The 16628-nt window shown below is 70.6% G+C and carries 15 protein-coding genes; 2 read left to right on the forward strand and 13 right to left on the reverse strand.

Features of this window, described 5'->3' with window-relative positions; translation table 11 throughout:
• Nucleotides 1-76 precede the first annotated feature (76 nt).
• Entirely contained in the window at nt 77-862 is a 786-nt protein-coding gene (gene nagB / locus H489_RS32990) for a glucosamine-6-phosphate deaminase (protein WP_017888121.1), read from the reverse strand.
• 60 nt (nt 863-922) lie between these two features.
• Between nagB and H489_RS32995 the strand changes: the two genes are divergently transcribed.
• On the forward strand, nt 923-1402 hold the full coding sequence (locus H489_RS32995) for an NUDIX hydrolase (protein ID WP_017888122.1): 480 nt from the start codon (nt 923-925) through the stop codon (nt 1400-1402).
• 165 nt (nt 1403-1567) lie between these two features.
• Here H489_RS32995 and H489_RS33000 read toward each other — a convergent pair whose 3' ends face one another.
• The 11 genes from H489_RS33000 to H489_RS33050 all read right to left on the reverse strand — a co-directional run bounded on the left by H489_RS33000 (nt 1568) and on the right by H489_RS33050 (nt 15443).
• Complete coding sequence (locus H489_RS33000) at nt 1568-2638, reverse strand: ABC transporter ATP-binding protein (protein WP_017888123.1); 1071 nt, start codon at nt 2636-2638, stop codon at nt 1568-1570.
• On the reverse strand, nt 2635-3558 hold the full coding sequence (locus tag H489_RS33005; RefSeq protein WP_017888124.1) for an ABC transporter permease: 924 nt from the start codon (nt 3556-3558) through the stop codon (nt 2635-2637). Before H489_RS33005 ends, H489_RS33000 begins: the two co-directional genes overlap by 4 nt.
• On the reverse strand, nt 3555-4520 hold the full coding sequence (locus H489_RS33010; protein WP_031260253.1) for an ABC transporter permease: 966 nt from the start codon (nt 4518-4520) through the stop codon (nt 3555-3557). The genes H489_RS33005 and H489_RS33010 overlap by 4 nt, the downstream gene beginning before the upstream one ends.
• A gap of 5 nt (nt 4521-4525) precedes the next feature.
• Nucleotides 4526-5668, reverse strand: coding sequence for an ABC transporter substrate-binding protein (locus H489_RS33015; protein ID WP_017888126.1), 1143 nt, complete (start codon nt 5666-5668; stop codon nt 4526-4528).
• A gap of 228 nt (nt 5669-5896) precedes the next feature.
• Nucleotides 5897-6760, reverse strand: a complete 864-nt coding sequence (locus H489_RS33020) for an NAD(P)H-hydrate dehydratase (protein ID WP_017888127.1) — start codon at nt 6758-6760, stop codon at nt 5897-5899.
• Nucleotides 6750-7490, reverse strand: a complete 741-nt coding sequence (locus tag H489_RS33025) for a histidine phosphatase family protein (protein ID WP_017888128.1) — start codon at nt 7488-7490, stop codon at nt 6750-6752. The genes H489_RS33020 and H489_RS33025 overlap by 11 nt, the downstream gene beginning before the upstream one ends.
• Nucleotides 7491-7875: 385 nt before the next feature.
• The gene (locus H489_RS33030) at nt 7876-10911 is read right to left on the reverse strand and encodes an alpha-mannosidase (RefSeq protein WP_017888129.1); all 3036 of its coding nucleotides are present in this window, start codon (nt 10909-10911) and stop codon (nt 7876-7878) included.
• Nucleotides 10912-11015: 104 nt separating this feature from the next.
• Nucleotides 11016-11909 (reverse strand): carbohydrate ABC transporter permease, encoded by an 894-nt coding sequence (locus H489_RS33035; protein WP_371830315.1) that lies wholly within the window; start codon nt 11907-11909, stop codon nt 11016-11018.
• Nucleotides 11910-11914: 5 nt separating this feature from the next.
• A complete protein-coding gene (locus tag H489_RS33040; protein ID WP_017888131.1) occupies nt 11915-12865 on the reverse strand; it encodes a carbohydrate ABC transporter permease in 951 nt (316 codons plus the stop codon).
• 175 nt (nt 12866-13040) lie between these two features.
• Nucleotides 13041-14399, reverse strand: coding sequence for an extracellular solute-binding protein (locus tag H489_RS33045; protein ID WP_017888132.1), 1359 nt, complete (start codon nt 14397-14399; stop codon nt 13041-13043).
• Between the two features lie 201 nt (nt 14400-14600).
• A complete protein-coding gene (locus tag H489_RS33050; RefSeq protein ID WP_017888133.1) occupies nt 14601-15443 on the reverse strand; it encodes a PhzF family phenazine biosynthesis protein in 843 nt (280 codons plus the stop codon).
• Nucleotides 15444-15587: 144 nt separating this feature from the next.
• Between H489_RS33050 and H489_RS33055 the strand changes: the two genes are divergently transcribed.
• Nucleotides 15588-16100: a hypothetical protein gene (locus H489_RS33055; protein WP_017888134.1), complete on the forward strand. Its 513-nt coding sequence runs from the start codon at nt 15588-15590 to the stop codon at nt 16098-16100.
• Nucleotides 16101-16262: 162 nt separating this feature from the next.
• On the opposite strand, the gene H489_RS0119685 is transcribed toward H489_RS33055, so the two are convergent.
• Nucleotides 16263-16628, reverse strand: a 366-nt coding sequence (locus H489_RS0119685; RefSeq protein WP_031260257.1) for an LPXTG cell wall anchor domain-containing protein, incomplete at its 5' end; no start/stop codon positions are given.

Raw genomic sequence — 16628 nt, forward strand, 5'->3', positions numbered from 1 at the left:
GATTCGGCGGCGTCTCGACGCTTCGGCGGCGCCGGGGCAAGACGCCGGCGTGTGAGTGGAGCGAAGGGCGCAGCGCCTACTCGAACCGCTGCCAGGCCGGCTTGTTCGCGTACGTGTAGCGGTAGTAGTCGGCGAGCTGCAGCCCAGCGGCGGCTTCCTCGTCGACGACGACGGTCGCGTGCTCGTGCAGCTGCAGGGCCGAACCGGGCACGAAGGAGCTGAGCGGCCCCTCGACCGCGGCGGCGACGGCCGCTGCCTTCGACGGCCCCTGGGCGACGAGGACGAGCTCGCGGGCATCGAGGATGGTGCCGAGCCCCTGCGTCATGCAGTGCGTCGGGACCTGTTCGGGCGAGTCGAAGAAGCGCGCGTTGGCGTCACGGGTCGACGGCGCGAGGGTCTTGATGCGGGTGCGCGAGGCAAACGACGACGTCGGCTCGTTGAACCCGATGTGGCCGTTCGCTCCGATGCCGAGGATCTGCACGTCGATCCCACCGGCGGCACGGATCGCGGCGTCGTACTCCTTGGCCGCGAACTCCAGGTCGGCGGCACGGCCGTCCGGCACACGCACACGCGACGCGTCGAAGCCGAGCGGGGCCACGGCGTCGCGGGCGATCACGGCCGCGTAGGACTCGGTGTGCTCGAGCGGGATGCCGACGTACTCGTCGAGGGCGAACCCACGCGCCTCGGCGAACGAGATCTCACCAGCCTGCACCCGGCGCCGCAGGTCGGCGTAGATGCCCTGCGGGCTGGATCCGGTGGCGAGACCGATGACGGCGGACGGCTTCTTGGCGACGACGGACGCGATCTTGGCCGCGGCGACGCGACCGACCTCGTCCGGCGTGGGCAGGATGATGATCTCCACACCACCAGCCTACTGGTCATGACCAGTCTGCGACAGGGGTCGGGTGGGTAGCGTGGAGGCATGCCGACCCCCGACTTCGTCCTGTCCCTGCGCGAGAAGATCGGCACGGCGCCGCTCTGGCTGTCGGGCGTGAGCGCCATCGTGACCCGCGGCTCCGGCGCCGATCGCGAACTGCTCGTGGTTCGGCGGGCCGACACCGGTGCGTACACCCCGGTCACCGGGATCGTCGACCCGGGCGAGGAGCCCGCCGTCGCCGCCGAACGCGAGGTCCTGGAAGAAGCGGACGTCGTCGCCGTCGCCGAACGCCTGGCGTGGGTCCAGGTGCTGCCCGAGATGACCTACCCGAACGGCGACCGCTCGCAGTACCTCGACCTGGTCTTCGCCTGCCGGTACGTCTCCGGCACGCCGAACCCCGCCGACGGCGAGAACACCGAGGCGTTCTGGGCCCGGCTCGACGCACTGCCCGACATGTCCGAGAACATGCGCGCACGCGTCGAGGCCGGGCTTGCCGACGAGCGCGAGGCGCGCTTCCAGCGCTGACCTCACCGGCCTGGAGGCGCGGTGCCAGGCCGCCACGGGCCTCCCGTCCGCCCGTCGGTCGCGCCCACCCCGCCGAAGCGACAGTGTGCCGCGAACGTTCCGCAGCGAACTGTCGCTTCCGCAAAGGGGACCTGGCAGGCCCTGCGGGAGCTGTCGCCCTCGCGACTACGCGAGCGGCGCGACGGCGACGGGTGCGCCGAGCAGGCGCACGGCGACGGGGTCGCCGGTGGCCCGGCGGTCACCGACCTCGTGCTGGACGGTCACGACGGTGTCGTCGTCCAGGCGGACGGTGGTGCGGCGGATCGACCCGAGGAAGCTCGAGCTGACGACGGTGCCGGTGACGCCCTCGGCGGCGAAGGCGATGTCCTCCGGTCGGACGTAGGCGAGCACCGGTCCGTCCGCGATCGACGAGTCGAGCGCCGGCACGCGGAACCCGTAGACGAACACGTCCGCGCCGCGCAGGTCGCCCTGCAGCCGGTTCGACTGCCCGACGAAGTCCGCGGTGAAGGCCGACGACGGGGTCCGGTAGAGCTCCTCGGGCGTGCCGATCTGCTCGATGTCACCCGCCTGCATCACGGCGATCCGGTCGGAGACGGCGAGCGCTTCCTCTTGGTCGTGCGTGACGAACACGGTGGTGATGCCGAGGTCGCTCTGGATGCGGCGGATCTCGTCGCGCAGTGAGACCCGGACCTTCGCGTCGAGCGCCGACAGCGGCTCGTCGAGCAGGAGCACACGGGGCCGGGTGACGAGCGCTCGGGCCAGGGCGACACGCTGCTGCTGCCCACCCGAGAGCTGGTGCGGGTACCGCTCGGCGAACTCGCCGAGGCGGACCATGTCGAGGGCCTCGACGACGCGGGTCTTGCGCTCGGCGGCGGGGACCCGGCGCATCTCGAGACCGAAGGCGACGTTCTGCCGGACCGTCATGTGCGGGAACAGCGAGTACTGCTGGAACACCATGCCGATGTCGCGCTTGTTGACCGGGGTGTCCGCGACGTCCTGGCCGTCGATGCGGATGGAGCCCGCGTCGATGGCCTCGAGGCCCGCGAGTGCTCGGAGCGCGGTCGTCTTGCCGCAGCCGGACGGACCGAGGAGCGAGACGAACTCCCCCGGCTCGACCCGGAGCGACAGTCCGGCGAGGGCCCGGTGCGGGCCGTAGTGCTTCTCGACGGCGTGCAGTTCGACGACGGCACCGGTGGTGGCGAGGGACGCCGGGGCTACCGGGGCGGTGACGGTCATGCGGACTCCTCGAGTCGGGGACGACGGGTGGTGCGGGTGCGGCGGACGCGGGTGGTGCGGCGGGTCCCGATCCGGCCGATGAGGACGAGCAGCACGAAGCCGAACAGGAGCGCGGCGACCGAGAAGATGGCGGCGACGTACGGGTCGGTCCCCTGCACGAGGACGAGCCCGGTCTGGAACGTGGAGCGGGAGAGGAACGAGGCGAGGGTGTACTCGCCGAGGACCACGGTGATCGTCAGGAAGCACGCGGCGGTGATGCCCCGGCGCAGGTTCGGCAGGAGCACGCGCCAGGTGACGGTCCACCACGAGGCGCCGAGCGACCGGGCCGCCTCGGACAGGACGATCAGGTCCGTCGCCGTGATGGCGGCCGCGATCGGGCGGAACGCGAACGGGAGCGTGATGATGCCGATCGCGAACGCCAGCGTCCACGAGCCGGACCCGAAGACCTGCGAGACGACCTGGTACACGGGGATGAACCCGACGACGAGCACCACGACCGGCACGGTGATCGGCACGATGCAGACGAACTCCAGGACGCTCCGGAGCCTGGGGTAGCGGAGCGCGGTGATGATCTGGGCGGGCAGCAGCACGAACAGCACGATCCCGACGGTGATCACGGCGATGAGCAACGACGCCCCGAGCCCGTCGAACACCGGCTGGTAGGTGAAGGCGTTGGCCGGGTCACCGATCGCCGCCCAGTGCGCGAGGGTGAGCCCACCGTCCGTGCCCTGCCGGAAAGTGAACTGCAGCAGCGCGACCAGCGGGACGGCGAACAGGAGCCCGATCACGGTGAGCACGATGGCTGCCGCGCCACGGGACGGGGCGGTGCCGAACCGGCGGACGCGGGACGAGCCTCCAGACCGGGCGGGACGTACCGGCCGCACCGGTCGCACCGGTCGCACCGGAGCCGCGGCGCTCATCGCTGCCACCTGGCGGCCCGGCGCTGCAGCAGCGAGTAGGCGCCCATCACGACCGCCATCACGACGACCATGCCGAAGGCGAGCACCCCGGCGACGTTCTGCAGGCCGACGATCGTCTCGCTGGTGAGCTGCGTGCGGATGGTGAGCGGCACGATGCCGCCCTGGGAGATGAGGGCCGCGGCGGTGGCGTACGACGAGAAGCCGTTCGCGAAGAGCAGCAGGAGCGACCCCCAGAACGCCGGCGCCAGCACGGGCAACGCGATGCGGCGCCAGTACGTCAGGCGCGAGGCGCCGAGCGTCGCCGCGGCCTCACCCCACTGCGCTTTGACGCCCTCGAGGGCGGGCATGAACGTGAGGACCATGAGCGGCACCTGGAAGTAGACGTAGGGGATCACGAGCCCGGGCACCGTGTACAGGAAGGCCCCGTCGGCGTTGAGGTCGACGTGGAAGACCGTGACCAGCCAGGTCGTGACGAGTCCCTGCACGCCGATCGTGGCGATGAACGCGAACGCGAGCATGACGCCGCCGAACTGGGCGAGGACGCTGGCCGCCGAGTCGATCATCGACCGGACCAGTCCGTCCGGCCGCAGCGCCGAGAGCGCCCAGCAGACGACCGCGCCGAGCACCGCGCCGATGACCGCGGAGGCGGCGGACAGGCCGAAGGAACCGGCGAACGCCTGCAGCACCGAGGGGTCGGCGAAGGCTGCGAGGTTCGCGAGCGTGAACGCGCCGGAGCCGTCGAAGAACCCGCTGCCGATCGCGATCACGGCGGGGACGGCGAGGAAGAGCAGGACGTAGGCGGCGAAGGGGGTCAGCCCCAGCCAGGCGAGGCCGACGCGGCGCCGGACACGGGGTCCGGCGCCGCGTCGGACGGCATCGGCGGGCGCCGCCGCGGACGCCGTGCGCGCAGTGCTCGGGGCGCTCGTCGCCGTCGCGGGCGCGTCTGCCGATGCGGTGGTCATGCTGCTCAGGACCCCATCGTCGAGGACCACTTGGCCTTGAGCACCTTCGCGGCGGCGGCGACCTGCGCGTCGGTCAGCTCGACGTAGTCCTTCGGCGCACCACCGGCGGCGTCGAGGGCGTCCTGGTCGACCTTGCCCGACTTCGTCAGCGCGGCGAGGGTGGACGGGAAGGCGCCGGCCTGCAGGTACAGGTTCTGGACCTCGGGGCTGGCGATGTACTCCTCCCACAGGCGGGCGGCCGCGGGGTGCGGGGCGTCCTTGTTGATGGCCTGCGAGTAGTACGAGCCGAGCGCCTGCCCCTTCGGGACGACGGTCTTCCAGTCCTTGTTGCCCGAGCCGCCGGCGGCGGGACCCCAGGCCAGGTTGTTGTACGACCACTGGACGACGACCGGGGTCTCACCCGAGGCGACGGTGGCCTGCGTCGGCAGCACGTTCTGGAAGTTGCCGGCCTGCTTGAGCTTGCCGAAGAAGTCGACGCCCTTGGTGATGTCGTCGGCCGAACCGCCGTTCTCCAGCGCCGCCAGGTACACCGCGGACGCGGCCTGGTTGGCCTGCGTCGGGTCGCCGCCGATCGAGACCTTGCCCTTGTACTCGGAACCGAGCAGGTCCGTCATGTCCTTCGGGGCGTCGGAGATCTTCGACGAGTCGTACCCGATCGACATCAGGCCGGTGTAGTCGCGCGTCCAGGCGCCGTCCTTGTCCTTCAGGTTGGTGGGGATGTCGTCCCAGTTCGCGACCTTGTAGTCGGCGAACAGGTCGAGGTTCTCCTGCAGCACGGCGTTGCCGAGGTCGAGCACGTCGGGGGCGGTGGACTGGCCCTTCTGCGACTTGACCGCTGCCACCTCGTCGGCGCTCGAGCCGTTCGGGTTCGCGGAGTTGATCTTGATGCCGTACTTCTTGGTGAAGCCGTCGATGATCTTGCCGTAGTTGGCCCACGTCGGCGGGAGCGTGATGACGTTGAGCTGGCCCTCGGCCTTGGCGGCCTTGACCAGGGCGTCCATGCCGCCGGCGGACTGGGCGCTGGTGGTGGTCTTCCAGTCGGCGTCGCCCTTGCTCGTGCTGGCGGAGCTCGTCGAGGAGCATCCGGCGAGGGTGACGACTGCGGCGGCGGCCAGGGCGATGCCGGCCAGGGTGCGCTTGTGCTGCACGGGTGGGCCTTTCGGGTGGGAGAGGGTGCTGCGCCAGACCGGGTGTCCGGGTTCTGGTCGATCGTGGACGCAGCCGGTTTCCGGCCCGTGCTCCGGTGGTGAACGACGGCGGAACAGCGGGTGCGGCTGTACGCATTGCTCGTTCTGGGCGCAGGGTCGCGCCCGCACCAGGCCTGGAGGCGCGGATGCGGTTCACGACGACGGTCCCGCGGGTCGTTCCGGGCGCGCTCAGGCTCCGAGTTCGACGAGGACCCGCGGGATCTCGGTCACGAGTTCGCTCGCCAGGTAGCCGAGTGGTCCGACCTGCACCGCGAGCCGGTCACCGGCGGCAGCGTGCACGTACGACGCCCACGCCACGGCCTGTGCCGGATCGGCACCGCGGGCGAGCAACCCGGTGACCGCGCCGGACAGCACGTCCCCGCTCCCGCTGGTGCCGAGGCCACCCGAGCCGGTGCCCTTGAGCCACGCACGACCGTGCGGTGTCGCGATGGCGTCACCGAGGGCGACGACCGCACCGAACCGGTTCGCGATCGCGACGGCGTCGGCCACGTCGTCGTCGCTGCACTCCCGACCGAGCAGGCGTTCTGCCTCGCCGGAGTTCGGCGTCATCACGAGCCGTCCACGCAGCGGTTCGAGGCGGTCCCGCACGTCGGCGGCGACACCGAGGGCGAAGGCGTCGAGCACGACGGTGGTCCGCGGACCGACGACGTCGGCGAGTCCGGCCACGAGGTCACGGGAACCGTCCGGTTCGTCGAGTCCCGGGCCGACCAGCACCGCATCGGCGCTCGAGGCGCTGTCCGCGATGCCCTCGATCGCGCCGACGGCGATGTGCCCGTCCTCGTCCTCGTCGAGGGGCTCGACCCCGGACTCGGGCACGGCGACCGCGACCTCGTTCGCGACGCTCCGGCCGACGGCCAGGGTGAGGCGACCGGCGCCGACGCGGAGTGCGGCGAGCGCCGAGAGCAGCGCGGCTCCCGGGGTGCGAGCCGCACCCCCGATGACGAGCACCTGCCCGCGGCCGTACTTGCCGGCACCGGGTTCGGGCAGCGGCCAGTCACGCAGGAAGTTCGGGGTGACGGGTTCAGTGGACATGTTCGTCGTCCTTCCGGCCGGTGTGCTGAGTGACCTCGTCGTCGTCCAGGTGTCCGACCGAGGAGAACTCCTCGAGGACCCACGGCGACCCGGCGCCGTCGCGTCGGAGTCGGGTGAGGGAGGCGTTGGCGACCGCGTGGGTGTGGGCGAACTCCATGAGTGCCGGCTCGTCGAGGTCGAGGCACACCGCGACGGCGAGCATCACCACGGCGTCGTGCGCGGCGATCACCAGGCGCTCGACACCGTCGACCCGCTCGAGGTCACCCAGGAGCGCCCGGAGCCGGAGCATCACGTCCGCCCACGACTCCCCGCCCGCGGGCCGGTGGTAGTACTTGCCGAGCCACTGCCGGCGGCGTTCCTCGTCCGGGTACCGGTTGCGGACGCCCTGCAGGGTCAACAGGTCGAGGACGCCGAGTTCGCGGTCGCGCAGGCGCTCGTCCACACGCTTGCGGGGTTCGGCGAGCCCGGCTGCCTCGAGCGCGATGGCGATGGTCTGCTGTGCGCGGAGGTACGGCGACACCCAGAGCGCGACGGGGACGTCGTCCATCCCGCGGTCGGCGAGTTCCTGCCCGAGGGCACGTGACTGGGCGGCGCCGAGCGGGCTGAGCGGGACGTCGGCGTCGCGGAACTCGACGTCGATGACGTCGTCCCCCGCTGCCTCGGCCCGAGCCGCTGCGACGTTCGCGACCGATTCGCCGTGACGGACGAGCCAGATCTCCTGCACTGCCATGCCGCCACGCTAGCCAGAGCGTGCTGTGCCGGTTCACCGGTGCGACGAGGTCACCCCACGCGAGGTCGCCGACGTCGAACCCACCTCGCAACGCCGCGTCCGCAATGCCGGACCGGCCACCCGCCCAGCGGGCCGATGTCGCGAACTGTGGACGGGCCTCCAGGCCTGGGCGGTTGTGGAGGAATGACGTTCCTTCCCAGAACGGGCGCGATGCCAAGCGGGATCGGGCGTACCTGGCCGGAAGTTCCGACCAGGTACGCCCGATTCGACCAGCCACGCCCGATTCCACCCGGCCAGCCCCGCGCACAACACGGCGCCGAACGGAACGCACCCGTGTCCCGTCCGGCGCCGTGGTCCCTCCCAGCAGTGCGCCGGGCCCGCTGCCTCAGGCCCGACGCACGCGCAGCGTCACGATCTCGAACGGACGCAAGGTCAACGCGACTGCCTGACCGGCCGACCACGAGCGCTCCAGCGGCCGCTCGAGCAGGTCGACCTGCGACACCGACTCGACGTCGAACCCGAAGGCCACCCCGACGTCCGTCGCCCGGCCCCCGAGCCCCTCGTACAGCCGCACGACGACGTCGCCGGAGCGGTCCTCGGCGAGCTTGACGGCCTCGACGAACACCTGCGGCGACGACACCGTGACGAGCGGCTCGATCGGGGTCGACCCGGGGACGCTCCGCACCGGCAGGTTCAGCCGGTACCCGGAGTCTGCGGCGTCGAGCACCGAGGCCCCGATCCGCAGCACCGTCCGGAACACGTGGTGCCCCTGGTCGGCGTTCGGGTCCGGGAACGTCGGTCCGCGCAGCAGCGACTCCCGTACGAGCGTGGTGGTCCCGCCGTCCGCCCGGGTCTCACGCGTGATGTCGTGGCCGTAGGTCGAGTCGTTGGCCACGGCCACCCCGAACCCCGGCTCCGCGACGTGCACCCAGCGGTGCGCCGAGGTCTCGAACCGGGCGTGGTCCCACGAGGTGTTCTGGTGCGTCGGCCGGTCGATGTGCCCGAACTGGATCTCGCTCGAGGCCGACGACGCGAGCACGTCGATCGGGAACGCGAGCTTCAGCAGCTTCTGGTGCTCGTGCCAGTCGACCTCGGTCTCGACGGTCAGCTCGGGTTCGCCCTGCACCGCCGAGTAGCGCGTGGTGAGCGTCGACGATCCGAAGGACCGCTCGACCACGAGCGCGTCGCCTGCGATCGCGACCGACGACGCCGACAGCACCGTGCCGTTGCGCTGGTACGCGCGGTCGATGTCCCAGGCCTCCCACTGGTTCGGGGTGTCGCGGAACACCGTGTACTCGGCCGCCGCCGCGCCTGGCGCGATCGCGTCGCGTCCGGTCGCGGAGTCGACGAAGGACACGACGTGGCCGGCTGCGTCGATGGTCGCGGTGACGACGCCGGTGTCGAAGACGAAGCGGTCGCCTGCCCGGACGGGAGGCACGGGTCGCGGCGCGTGGACGACCGAACCTGCAAGGGCGGTCACCTCTCCCGCCGCGACCGGCGAGGCGTTGAAGCGCACGACCGACGCGGTGTCGTCGGCTGCGCCGGCAGCGGCACCGCTCCCGCCTGCGGCGAGCGCCGTCGTCGCGCTCCCGATCAGCCCCTCGAGCACCTCGGCGACCCGGGCGTACTGCTCCTCGGCGTTCTCGTACACCCACGCGATCGACGACCCCGGCAGGATGTCGTGGAACTGCTGCAGCAGGACGGTGTGCCAGGCGTCCTCGAGTTCGGCGTACGGGTACTCGCTGCCGAGCCGGACGGCCGCCGTCGCTGCCCAGAGCTCGGCTTCGCGCAGCAGGTGCTCGGAGCGGCGGTTGCCCTGCTTCGTGCGGATCTGCGACGTGTAGGTGCCGCGGTGGAACTCCAGGTACATCTCCCCCGACCAGACCCCGGGCGTCGGCAGCTCGGCTTCGAGCTGCTCGAACACCTGCGCCGGCGTGCCGAGGGTCACGTGCGGCGACCCGTCGAGGTCGTGCTGGCGGTGTGCGGCACCGACCATCTCGCGGCTGGGACCGCCACCACCGTCGCCGAAGCCGTACAGCAGCATCGACGTGTTGGCGGTGCCGCGCTCCTTGTTGTTCCGTTCGCCGCGGCGCAGGTCGGCCGGTGAGACGTCGGAGTTGTAGGTGTCGGCCGGGGGCAGGTGCGTCAGGACGCGTGAGCCGTCGATGCCCTCCCAGTGGAACGAGGTGTGCGGGATGACGTTCGTCTCGTTCCACGACGGCTTCTGGGTGACGAACCACTTCGAGCCGGCGGCGCGGACGATCTGCGGCAGGGCGCCCGAGTAGCCGAACGAGTCGGGGAGCCAGGCCTCGGGGGTGTCGATGCCGAACTCCTCGAGGAAGAAGCGCTTGCCGGCGACGAACTGGCGGGCCAGGGCCTCACCGCCGGGCAGGTTGGTGTCCGACTCGACCCACATGCCACCGACGGGGATCCACCGGCCCTCGGCGACGCGCTGCTTGATGCGCGCGAAGACCTCGGGGTACTCGTCGCGGATCCACGCGTACTGCTGGGCGGACGAGCAGGCGAAGGTGAAGTCGGGGTCGCGGTCCATCAGGTCGAGCACGTTCGAGAACGTCCTGGCGCACTTGCGCTTCGTCTCGCGCACGGGCCACAGCCAGGCGGAGTCGATGTGGGCGTGCCCGACGGCGATGGCACGGTGGGCGGCGGGGCTGGCGGGGACGGCGAGCACGGGCGCCAGGACCTGCCGGGCGTCCGCGGCGGTACCGGCGACGTCGTCCGGGTCCAGGGCGTCGGCGGCCCGTTCGAGCGCGCGCAGGATGTCGGCGCCGCGGGTGCCGTCGGTGGGGAGCTCGGCCATCAGCCCGCGCAGCACCCAGAGGTCCTGCTGCAGTTCCCACACGGTGTCGTCCCGCTCGACGACCTCCAGGGCCTTCAGGCGGTAGATGGGGTCGTCGCCGGCGGTGGAGCGCGAGCCGAGCGGCGTCGCCCCCTGGAACGAGTCGCCGCCGATGTCGGGGTTCGCCCCGGCCTCGATCCAGAGCTCGAAGGACTCCCCCGGGCCGACCTCGAGCGGCACGGTGTCGTTCCGCGGCTCGATCGCCTTGATCGTGGAGCCGTCGGCGCGGAACGCGAGTCCCTCGGCCTGGAACCCGGGCTGCCGCTTGGTGAACCCCAGGTCGACGAGGAGCTCGGCTGTGGTCCCCTGCGCGGTGCCGAAGTCCGCCGGCACGGTGCCGGTCACCCGGAACCACGTCGTGCCCCACGGGCGCCCGCCCCAGTGCGATCCCACCGTGAACGGTGTGTACGTCTCGCCCACGGCGGCGTCGAACGGCACCGGTTCGCCCGGCACCTCCCACGCCTCGATCGTCACCGGCGCCGAGCGACGGAGGACGGCGGGGTCGACACGGTCGCGCACGAGGCGGGCGATCCGGGCCTCGACGAGCGGTTCGTCCTGGTGCATGTGCTTCCTTTCTGGTTCGCGGAACACCGGTGTTCGCGGATCGAACCGCGGTTCGCGGGTGTTCGACGCGCGAACACCGGTGTCTTGCGGGGGTGGGGCCGGCGTCAGCCCTTGATGCCACCGGCGAGGGCGTTGCCGCCGCCGAGGCCTCGGGACACGATCACGTAGAGGGCGATGACGGGCACGGAGTAGACGATCGAGAACGCGGCGAGCTGGCCGTACGCCACGGCCCCGTTCTGCCCGAAGAAGTTGAAGATGCTCACCGCGGCGGGCACCTTCTCGGGCGAGAGCAGCAGGACGAACGGGACGAAGAAGTTCCCCCACGCCTGGATGAACACGAAGATGAACACGACCGCGATGCCCGGACGCATGAGCGGGATCACGATGCGGGTCAGGGTGGTGAGCATCGAGGCGCCGTCGGTCCACGCCGCCTCTTCGAGCGAGATCGGCACCGAGTCCATGAAGTTCTTCGCCATCCAGATCGCCATCGGCAAGCTGGTGGCGGCGAGGAAGAAGATGCAGCCCCACACGTTGTCGATCAGGTTGAGCGACACGAACAGCGCGTAGACGGGCACCATCATCGCGGTGATCGGCAGGCCGGTGCCGAACAGGATGCTGTACAGGAACGGCTTGTTGACGCGCATCTTGTAGCGGGACAGCGGGTACGCGGCCAGCAGGGCGAACACCACGGTGACGACCGCGGTGCCGCCGGAGAGCAGCAGACTGTTCGCGAGCGGGATGAACGACAGCTCGGGGGTGAGCACCTTGGCGAAGTTGTCGAGCGTGAACTGCGACGGCAGCTTCACCGACAGCGACGCCTGGGTGTCGAACGAGGCGAGCACGAGCCAGAGCAGCGGCACCGCGAAGCACACCGCGATGACGAGCAGCACGACGTTCGACACCCACCGCATGGTGCGGCCGCGCGGCGAGGTCATGTGCATCGACCCCGGTGCGGTCACCGATCGGGTCGTGGTCTGGTCGAGGGACGGGGCTGTCATGGCCATCAGTCCACCTCCGGCTTGAGAGCTCGGATGTAGATGATCGAGAAGACCGCCCCCACCACGAGCAGGATGGTCGCGATCGCCGTCCCGAAGCCGAGCTGCGAGAACTTGAACGCCTCCTGGTACGCCAGGATCGGCAGGGTCGACGAGTTCGTGCCCGGGCCGCCGCCGGTCATCACGAAGATCAGCGTGAAGACGGACAGGGTCTGCAGCGTCGTGAGCATGAGGTTCGTCGAGATGCTCCGGCGGATCACCGGGAGCGTGATGTAGACGAGCCGCTGCCAGCCGGTGGCGCCGTCGACCTCGGCGGACTCGGTGATCTCCTCGGGGACCTCCTGCACGGCGGCCGAGTAGACGAGCATCGAGAACGCGGTGCCGCGCCAGATGTTCGCCAGGATCACGGCGAGCATCGGGTACGTGTAGAGCCAGTTCGCGCCGGTGATCCCGATGGACGCGAGGAACGTGTTGAGCGTCCCCTCGTCGTTGAAGAACGCGTACGCCGCGAAGGACGCCACGATCTCGGGCAGGACCCACGCCGCCACCACGAAGGTGCCGACGATCGCCCGCACGGCCTTGTTCGCCGAGCGCATCAGCAGCGCCAGACCGAGCCCGAGCACGTTCTGCCCCACCACGGCCGAGGCCAGCAGGAAGACGATGGTCAGGATGACGGACTTCGGGAAGTCCGGGTCCTGGAACAGCTCGACGTAGTTCTGGAAGCCGACGAACTGCTGGTCGGCCGCACTCGCACCGGTCAGGGCCGAGTTGGTGAACGATCCGTAGAACGACGAGATGACCGGGCCGAGCAGGAAGATGACGAGCAGGACCAGGGCGGGCAGGAGCGGGACGGCTCGTCCGACGTTCCGCAGTGGTCGCCGCTTGCGCGGCACGGGAGGATCGGTGCGCTTCGGCGCACCGGGCGCCGACAGCGTCGGCGCGAGGGGGGTGCTGGACACGATGGGTGCCTTCCGGGTGCGGAGGGGTTCCGAAGGTGGGGAAGGACGGACTGGGCCCCGACCGCCGGTTCCGACGCGCCGCGGAGCTTGCGGAGCGGCGCGTCGGCCGTGCGGTTGGGAGAGGCGCGGTGCGGGACCGCCCCGCGCCTCCAGTCCGTCAGTGGGTGACGGACCGTCAACCAGCGGAGACGGTGTTCTCCTTGCCGACCACCTGCGTGACGGCCTTGTCGTAGGCGGCAGCCGCGTCCTTCGGCGACTGCTGACCGGTCATGACCGCTTCCATCGCGACCTGGATCGCGTTGGACACCTGCGAGTAGTCACTCGTCGCCGGGCGGAAGTTGGTGTTCTCCACCAGTCCCGAGAAGAACTTGAACGTCGGGTTCGCCGCCGTGTACTCCGGGTCGTCCGCGACGTCCTTCCGGACGGCGATCTGGCTGTTCTCGGTGTCGTACTTGAGCGAACCGTCCTTGTCGAGGAAGCTCGTGATGAAGTCGAACGCCGCCTGCGGGTTCTTCGACTTCGCGCCGACCGCCAGGGTCCAGCCGCCGGACATCGAGTTGTAGCCGGGAGCCTGCCCGTTCTGGGTCGGCATGGGTGCCTGGCCCATCACGTCGTTCCACTCGGGCCACGGCGCCGTGCCGGACTTCAGCCACGTGCCGGACTGCCACGAACCGTCCAGGTCGATCGCGAGCTTGCCCTTCGGCAGCCACGTCTGGGCGATGGTCGTGCCGACGTTCGTGTCGAGCGCCTGCTGCGGTGTCGGGCCGAGGCCGCCCTGGTAGACGTCCTTCACGAACTTGAGCGAGTCCTCGAACTGCTTCGAGCCGGTGACCCACTTCTTGTCCTTGTACAGGGTGTTGCCGGAGCCGTCGGCGCCGTACAGGAGCATCTCGAAGCCCTGCATGGTCGAGGCCTCGCCCTGCGCCTTGCCCGAGTAGATGTTGAACGGGATGACGTCGGGCTGCTTCTCCTTGATGGTCTTCGCCGCCGCGAGCACGTCGTCCCACGTCTTCGGCTTCCACGGGACGTCGAGCCCGGCCTTCTTGAAGATGTCCTTGTTGTACCAGAGGGCTCGGGTGTCGGTGCCCATGGGGACGCCGTAGATCTTGCCGTCGTCACCCTGCCCGGCCTGCTTGGCGTTGTCGAAGAACTGGTCCCACTCGTCCCACTTGTCCGTGTACTTGTCGAGTGGCAGCAGGTAGCCCGCCTCGGCATCGGCCTTGACGAGGAACGTGTCCTCGTACATGACGTCCGGGGCGGTGGCCGGCGCCTTGTTCATGAGCGCGAGCTTGGTGTAGTAGTCGTTGCCCTGCGCCTGGATGGGCACGAGGGTGACCTTCTTGCCCGGGTTGTCCTTCTCGTACTGCTTCTTGACGACCTTCATCTGGGCGTCGAGCTGCTGGAAGGCGCCGAACTTCTGGTACGCGATCTTGATCGTGTCGCTCGAGGCGGACCCCGAGCTCGAGCAGCCAGCCAGACCGACTGCGGCCACGGCCACAGCTGCGAGTCCGGCGATGATGCGGGTGCGTTTCATCGGTGCTCCTTTGCACGGGTGATGTCCGCGGGCACCATCGCCCGCGCGCAGGATTAGTCCACCGTATTGACTTAACCGTGTCAAGTGGTTGCCTGGCGGATTCGGGCGTGCCGGGTCGAATCGGGCGTACCGGGTCGGACGTTTCGACCAGGTACGCCCGATTCCGCTTCCCATCGCGTGCGTTCTGGGAAGGAACGTCCGTCAGGAGATCGGCGTCGCGCTCCCCGTCACCGTGATCCCACCGGCCTGGGGCACGTCCACGAGCAGCAGACTCGGACGCCCGACGTGCCGCCCCTGCCGGATCGTGATGCGGTCGCCCGGCTGCACCGCACCGATCTGCCGCAGGTACGCCCCGGCCGACGCCGCTGCCGATCCCGTCGCCGGGTCCTCGGTGATGCGCCAGGCGGGGAACAGGTTGCGGGCCTCGTACTCCCGGTCGCCGGTGCGGTGCAGCACCGTGACGGTCCCCGCCCAGCCGGCCTCCCGCTTGAGCTCGGCCAGGGGCCCCGGCGCGAACCGGAACTGGTGGAACAGCTCGTAGTCGTGCAGCACGAGCACCGGGTGCCAGTTGCCGGCGAAGGACTCCAGCACCGGGAACCCCGGAGCGATGTCCGCGGCCGAGAGCCCGAGCAGGTCGAACAGCCGCACCAGCAGAACCGGGTCGATGTCCCGTGTCGCCGGCTCGACGCTCGTCATCGCGACCAGCACCGAGCCGTCCGCACCGACGGTGGCATCGAGCGTGACCTCGCCGGCCAGGGTCGTGAACACCCGGCGGCCCGGCCCCTCGCGCTCGGCCAGCGCGACGGCCAGCGCGACGGTGGCGTGCCCGCAGAACGGCACCTCGGCGCTCGGCGAGAAGTAGCGGACCCGCGGCCCGGTCGCCGTCGCACCCACGACGAAGGCGGTCTCGGGGTACCCGACCTGCCGGGCGACCGCGAGCATCTGGTCGTCGGACAGTCCGGCCGCGTCGAGCACGAGCCCTGCGGGGTTGCCGCCGCCCGGCTCGGCGGCGAACGCGGTGTACCGGAGGATCTCCTGCTGCATGCCCCGACGCTACTGCGGCGTCACGATCGGGTGCGCGGGCCGATCACCGACGGGTGGTCCGGCGTGGCGGGTGGGGGTAACCCCCGACCACATCCGGGTGCGCACGTGATGTTTCAGCGACGCGTCCGTCGTGAGACTGGATCCATGAGCACCGACACGCGCCCCACCACCGCCCGCCGCACCCTCCGGATCGCCCTCGCCACCACGGCTGCGGTGTCCGCCCTGCTGCTGACCGCCGGCTGCAGCGCGATCCAGGACATGGTGCCGAACAAGACCCCGCAGAAGCACTTCGACACGTACTCCGACGCCCCGCACTCCGGGGAGTCCGAGGACCTGGCCTTCTTCATGCCGCAGTGGGTGCCGGAGGACGCGAAGGACATCGACGTCCGCCTCCACGTCTCGCAGCCCGGGTACGTCATCGGGTTCGCCTCGAAGGACGGCGTCGACGTGGACGCCTGCACCCCGCTCGATACGTCCTACGGCGGCACGGCGATGACCGCCGACTTCCTGCCGGAGCGTCTTCCGACCAAGGGCCTCGTCACCTGCGGCGACGGTCGCGCGGTCACCGAGATCGACGGCCGCTGGTACGGCTGGACCACGAAGGACGCCATCCCCGGTCAGGACGACACCCAGACCATGCACGGCACCGAGCACTGAACGCAGCCACCCACCGGCCTGGAGGCGCGGGGCGGCCCCGCACCGCGCCTCCAGGCCGCCGCGCGGTCGCGCCCACCGCGCATGGTGAGCAGAAGACGTCGGGTCCGCACCGCGAACCCGACGTCTTCTGCACACTCATCGCCCCGACGTGGGGCGTGGGGACTACTCCGCCGCCGCAGCCCGACGGCGGCGACGCACGATCAGCACACCCGCACCCGCCGCGAGCAACAGGAACGCCACCAGCGCACCGGCACCCATCCCTGCGGCGCCCGTGAACGCGAGCTGCCCGTCCGCGGTGATCGTGATCGGGGTCCACCCGATCAGCGTGCCGTCCGCAGCCGTCACCGCCAACCGGTGCGCACCAGCCACCGTGTCGGCAGGGATCGTCACCCGGACCGTCCCGTCAGCAGCGACCACAGCCGTGCCGATCAGCGTCGGCTCCGAGAACAACCACACGTTCACCGTGTCACCGGCAGACGCAGTACCCACCGTCACCGTGATGGTCTCCCCCGCACGAGCCGACGCCGG

Source organism: Curtobacterium flaccumfaciens UCD-AKU (assembly GCF_000349565.1).
In the GTDB taxonomy this organism is placed as follows: domain Bacteria; phylum Actinomycetota; class Actinomycetes; order Actinomycetales; family Microbacteriaceae; genus Curtobacterium; species Curtobacterium poinsettiae.

Excerpts from the sequence above, each read along its gene's own strand:
- H489_RS32995 (WP_017888122.1), top strand. The coding sequence starts at position 923 with ATGCCGACCCCCGACTTCGTCCTGTCCCTGCGCGAGAAGATCGGCACG.
- H489_RS33000 (WP_017888123.1), bottom strand. The coding sequence starts at position 2,638 with ATGACCGTCACCGCCCCGGTAGCCCCGGCGTCCCTCGCCACCACCGGT.
- H489_RS33005 (WP_017888124.1), bottom strand. The coding sequence starts at position 3,558 with ATGAGCGCCGCGGCTCCGGTGCGACCGGTGCGACCGGTGCGGCCGGTA.
- H489_RS33010 (WP_031260253.1), bottom strand. The coding sequence starts at position 4,520 with ATGACCACCGCATCGGCAGACGCGCCCGCGACGGCGACGAGCGCCCCG.
- H489_RS33020 (WP_017888127.1), bottom strand. The coding sequence starts at position 6,760 with ATGTCCACTGAACCCGTCACCCCGAACTTCCTGCGTGACTGGCCGCTG.
- H489_RS33025 (WP_017888128.1), bottom strand. The coding sequence starts at position 7,490 with ATGGCAGTGCAGGAGATCTGGCTCGTCCGTCACGGCGAATCGGTCGCG.
- H489_RS33030 (WP_017888129.1), bottom strand. The coding sequence starts at position 10,911 with ATGCACCAGGACGAACCGCTCGTCGAGGCCCGGATCGCCCGCCTCGTG.
- H489_RS33035 (WP_371830315.1), bottom strand. The coding sequence starts at position 11,909 with ATGACAGCCCCGTCCCTCGACCAGACCACGACCCGATCGGTGACCGCA.
- H489_RS33045 (WP_017888132.1), bottom strand. The coding sequence starts at position 14,399 with ATGAAACGCACCCGCATCATCGCCGGACTCGCAGCTGTGGCCGTGGCC.
- H489_RS33050 (WP_017888133.1), bottom strand. The coding sequence starts at position 15,443 with ATGCAGCAGGAGATCCTCCGGTACACCGCGTTCGCCGCCGAGCCGGGC.
- H489_RS33055 (WP_017888134.1), top strand. The coding sequence starts at position 15,588 with ATGAGCACCGACACGCGCCCCACCACCGCCCGCCGCACCCTCCGGATC.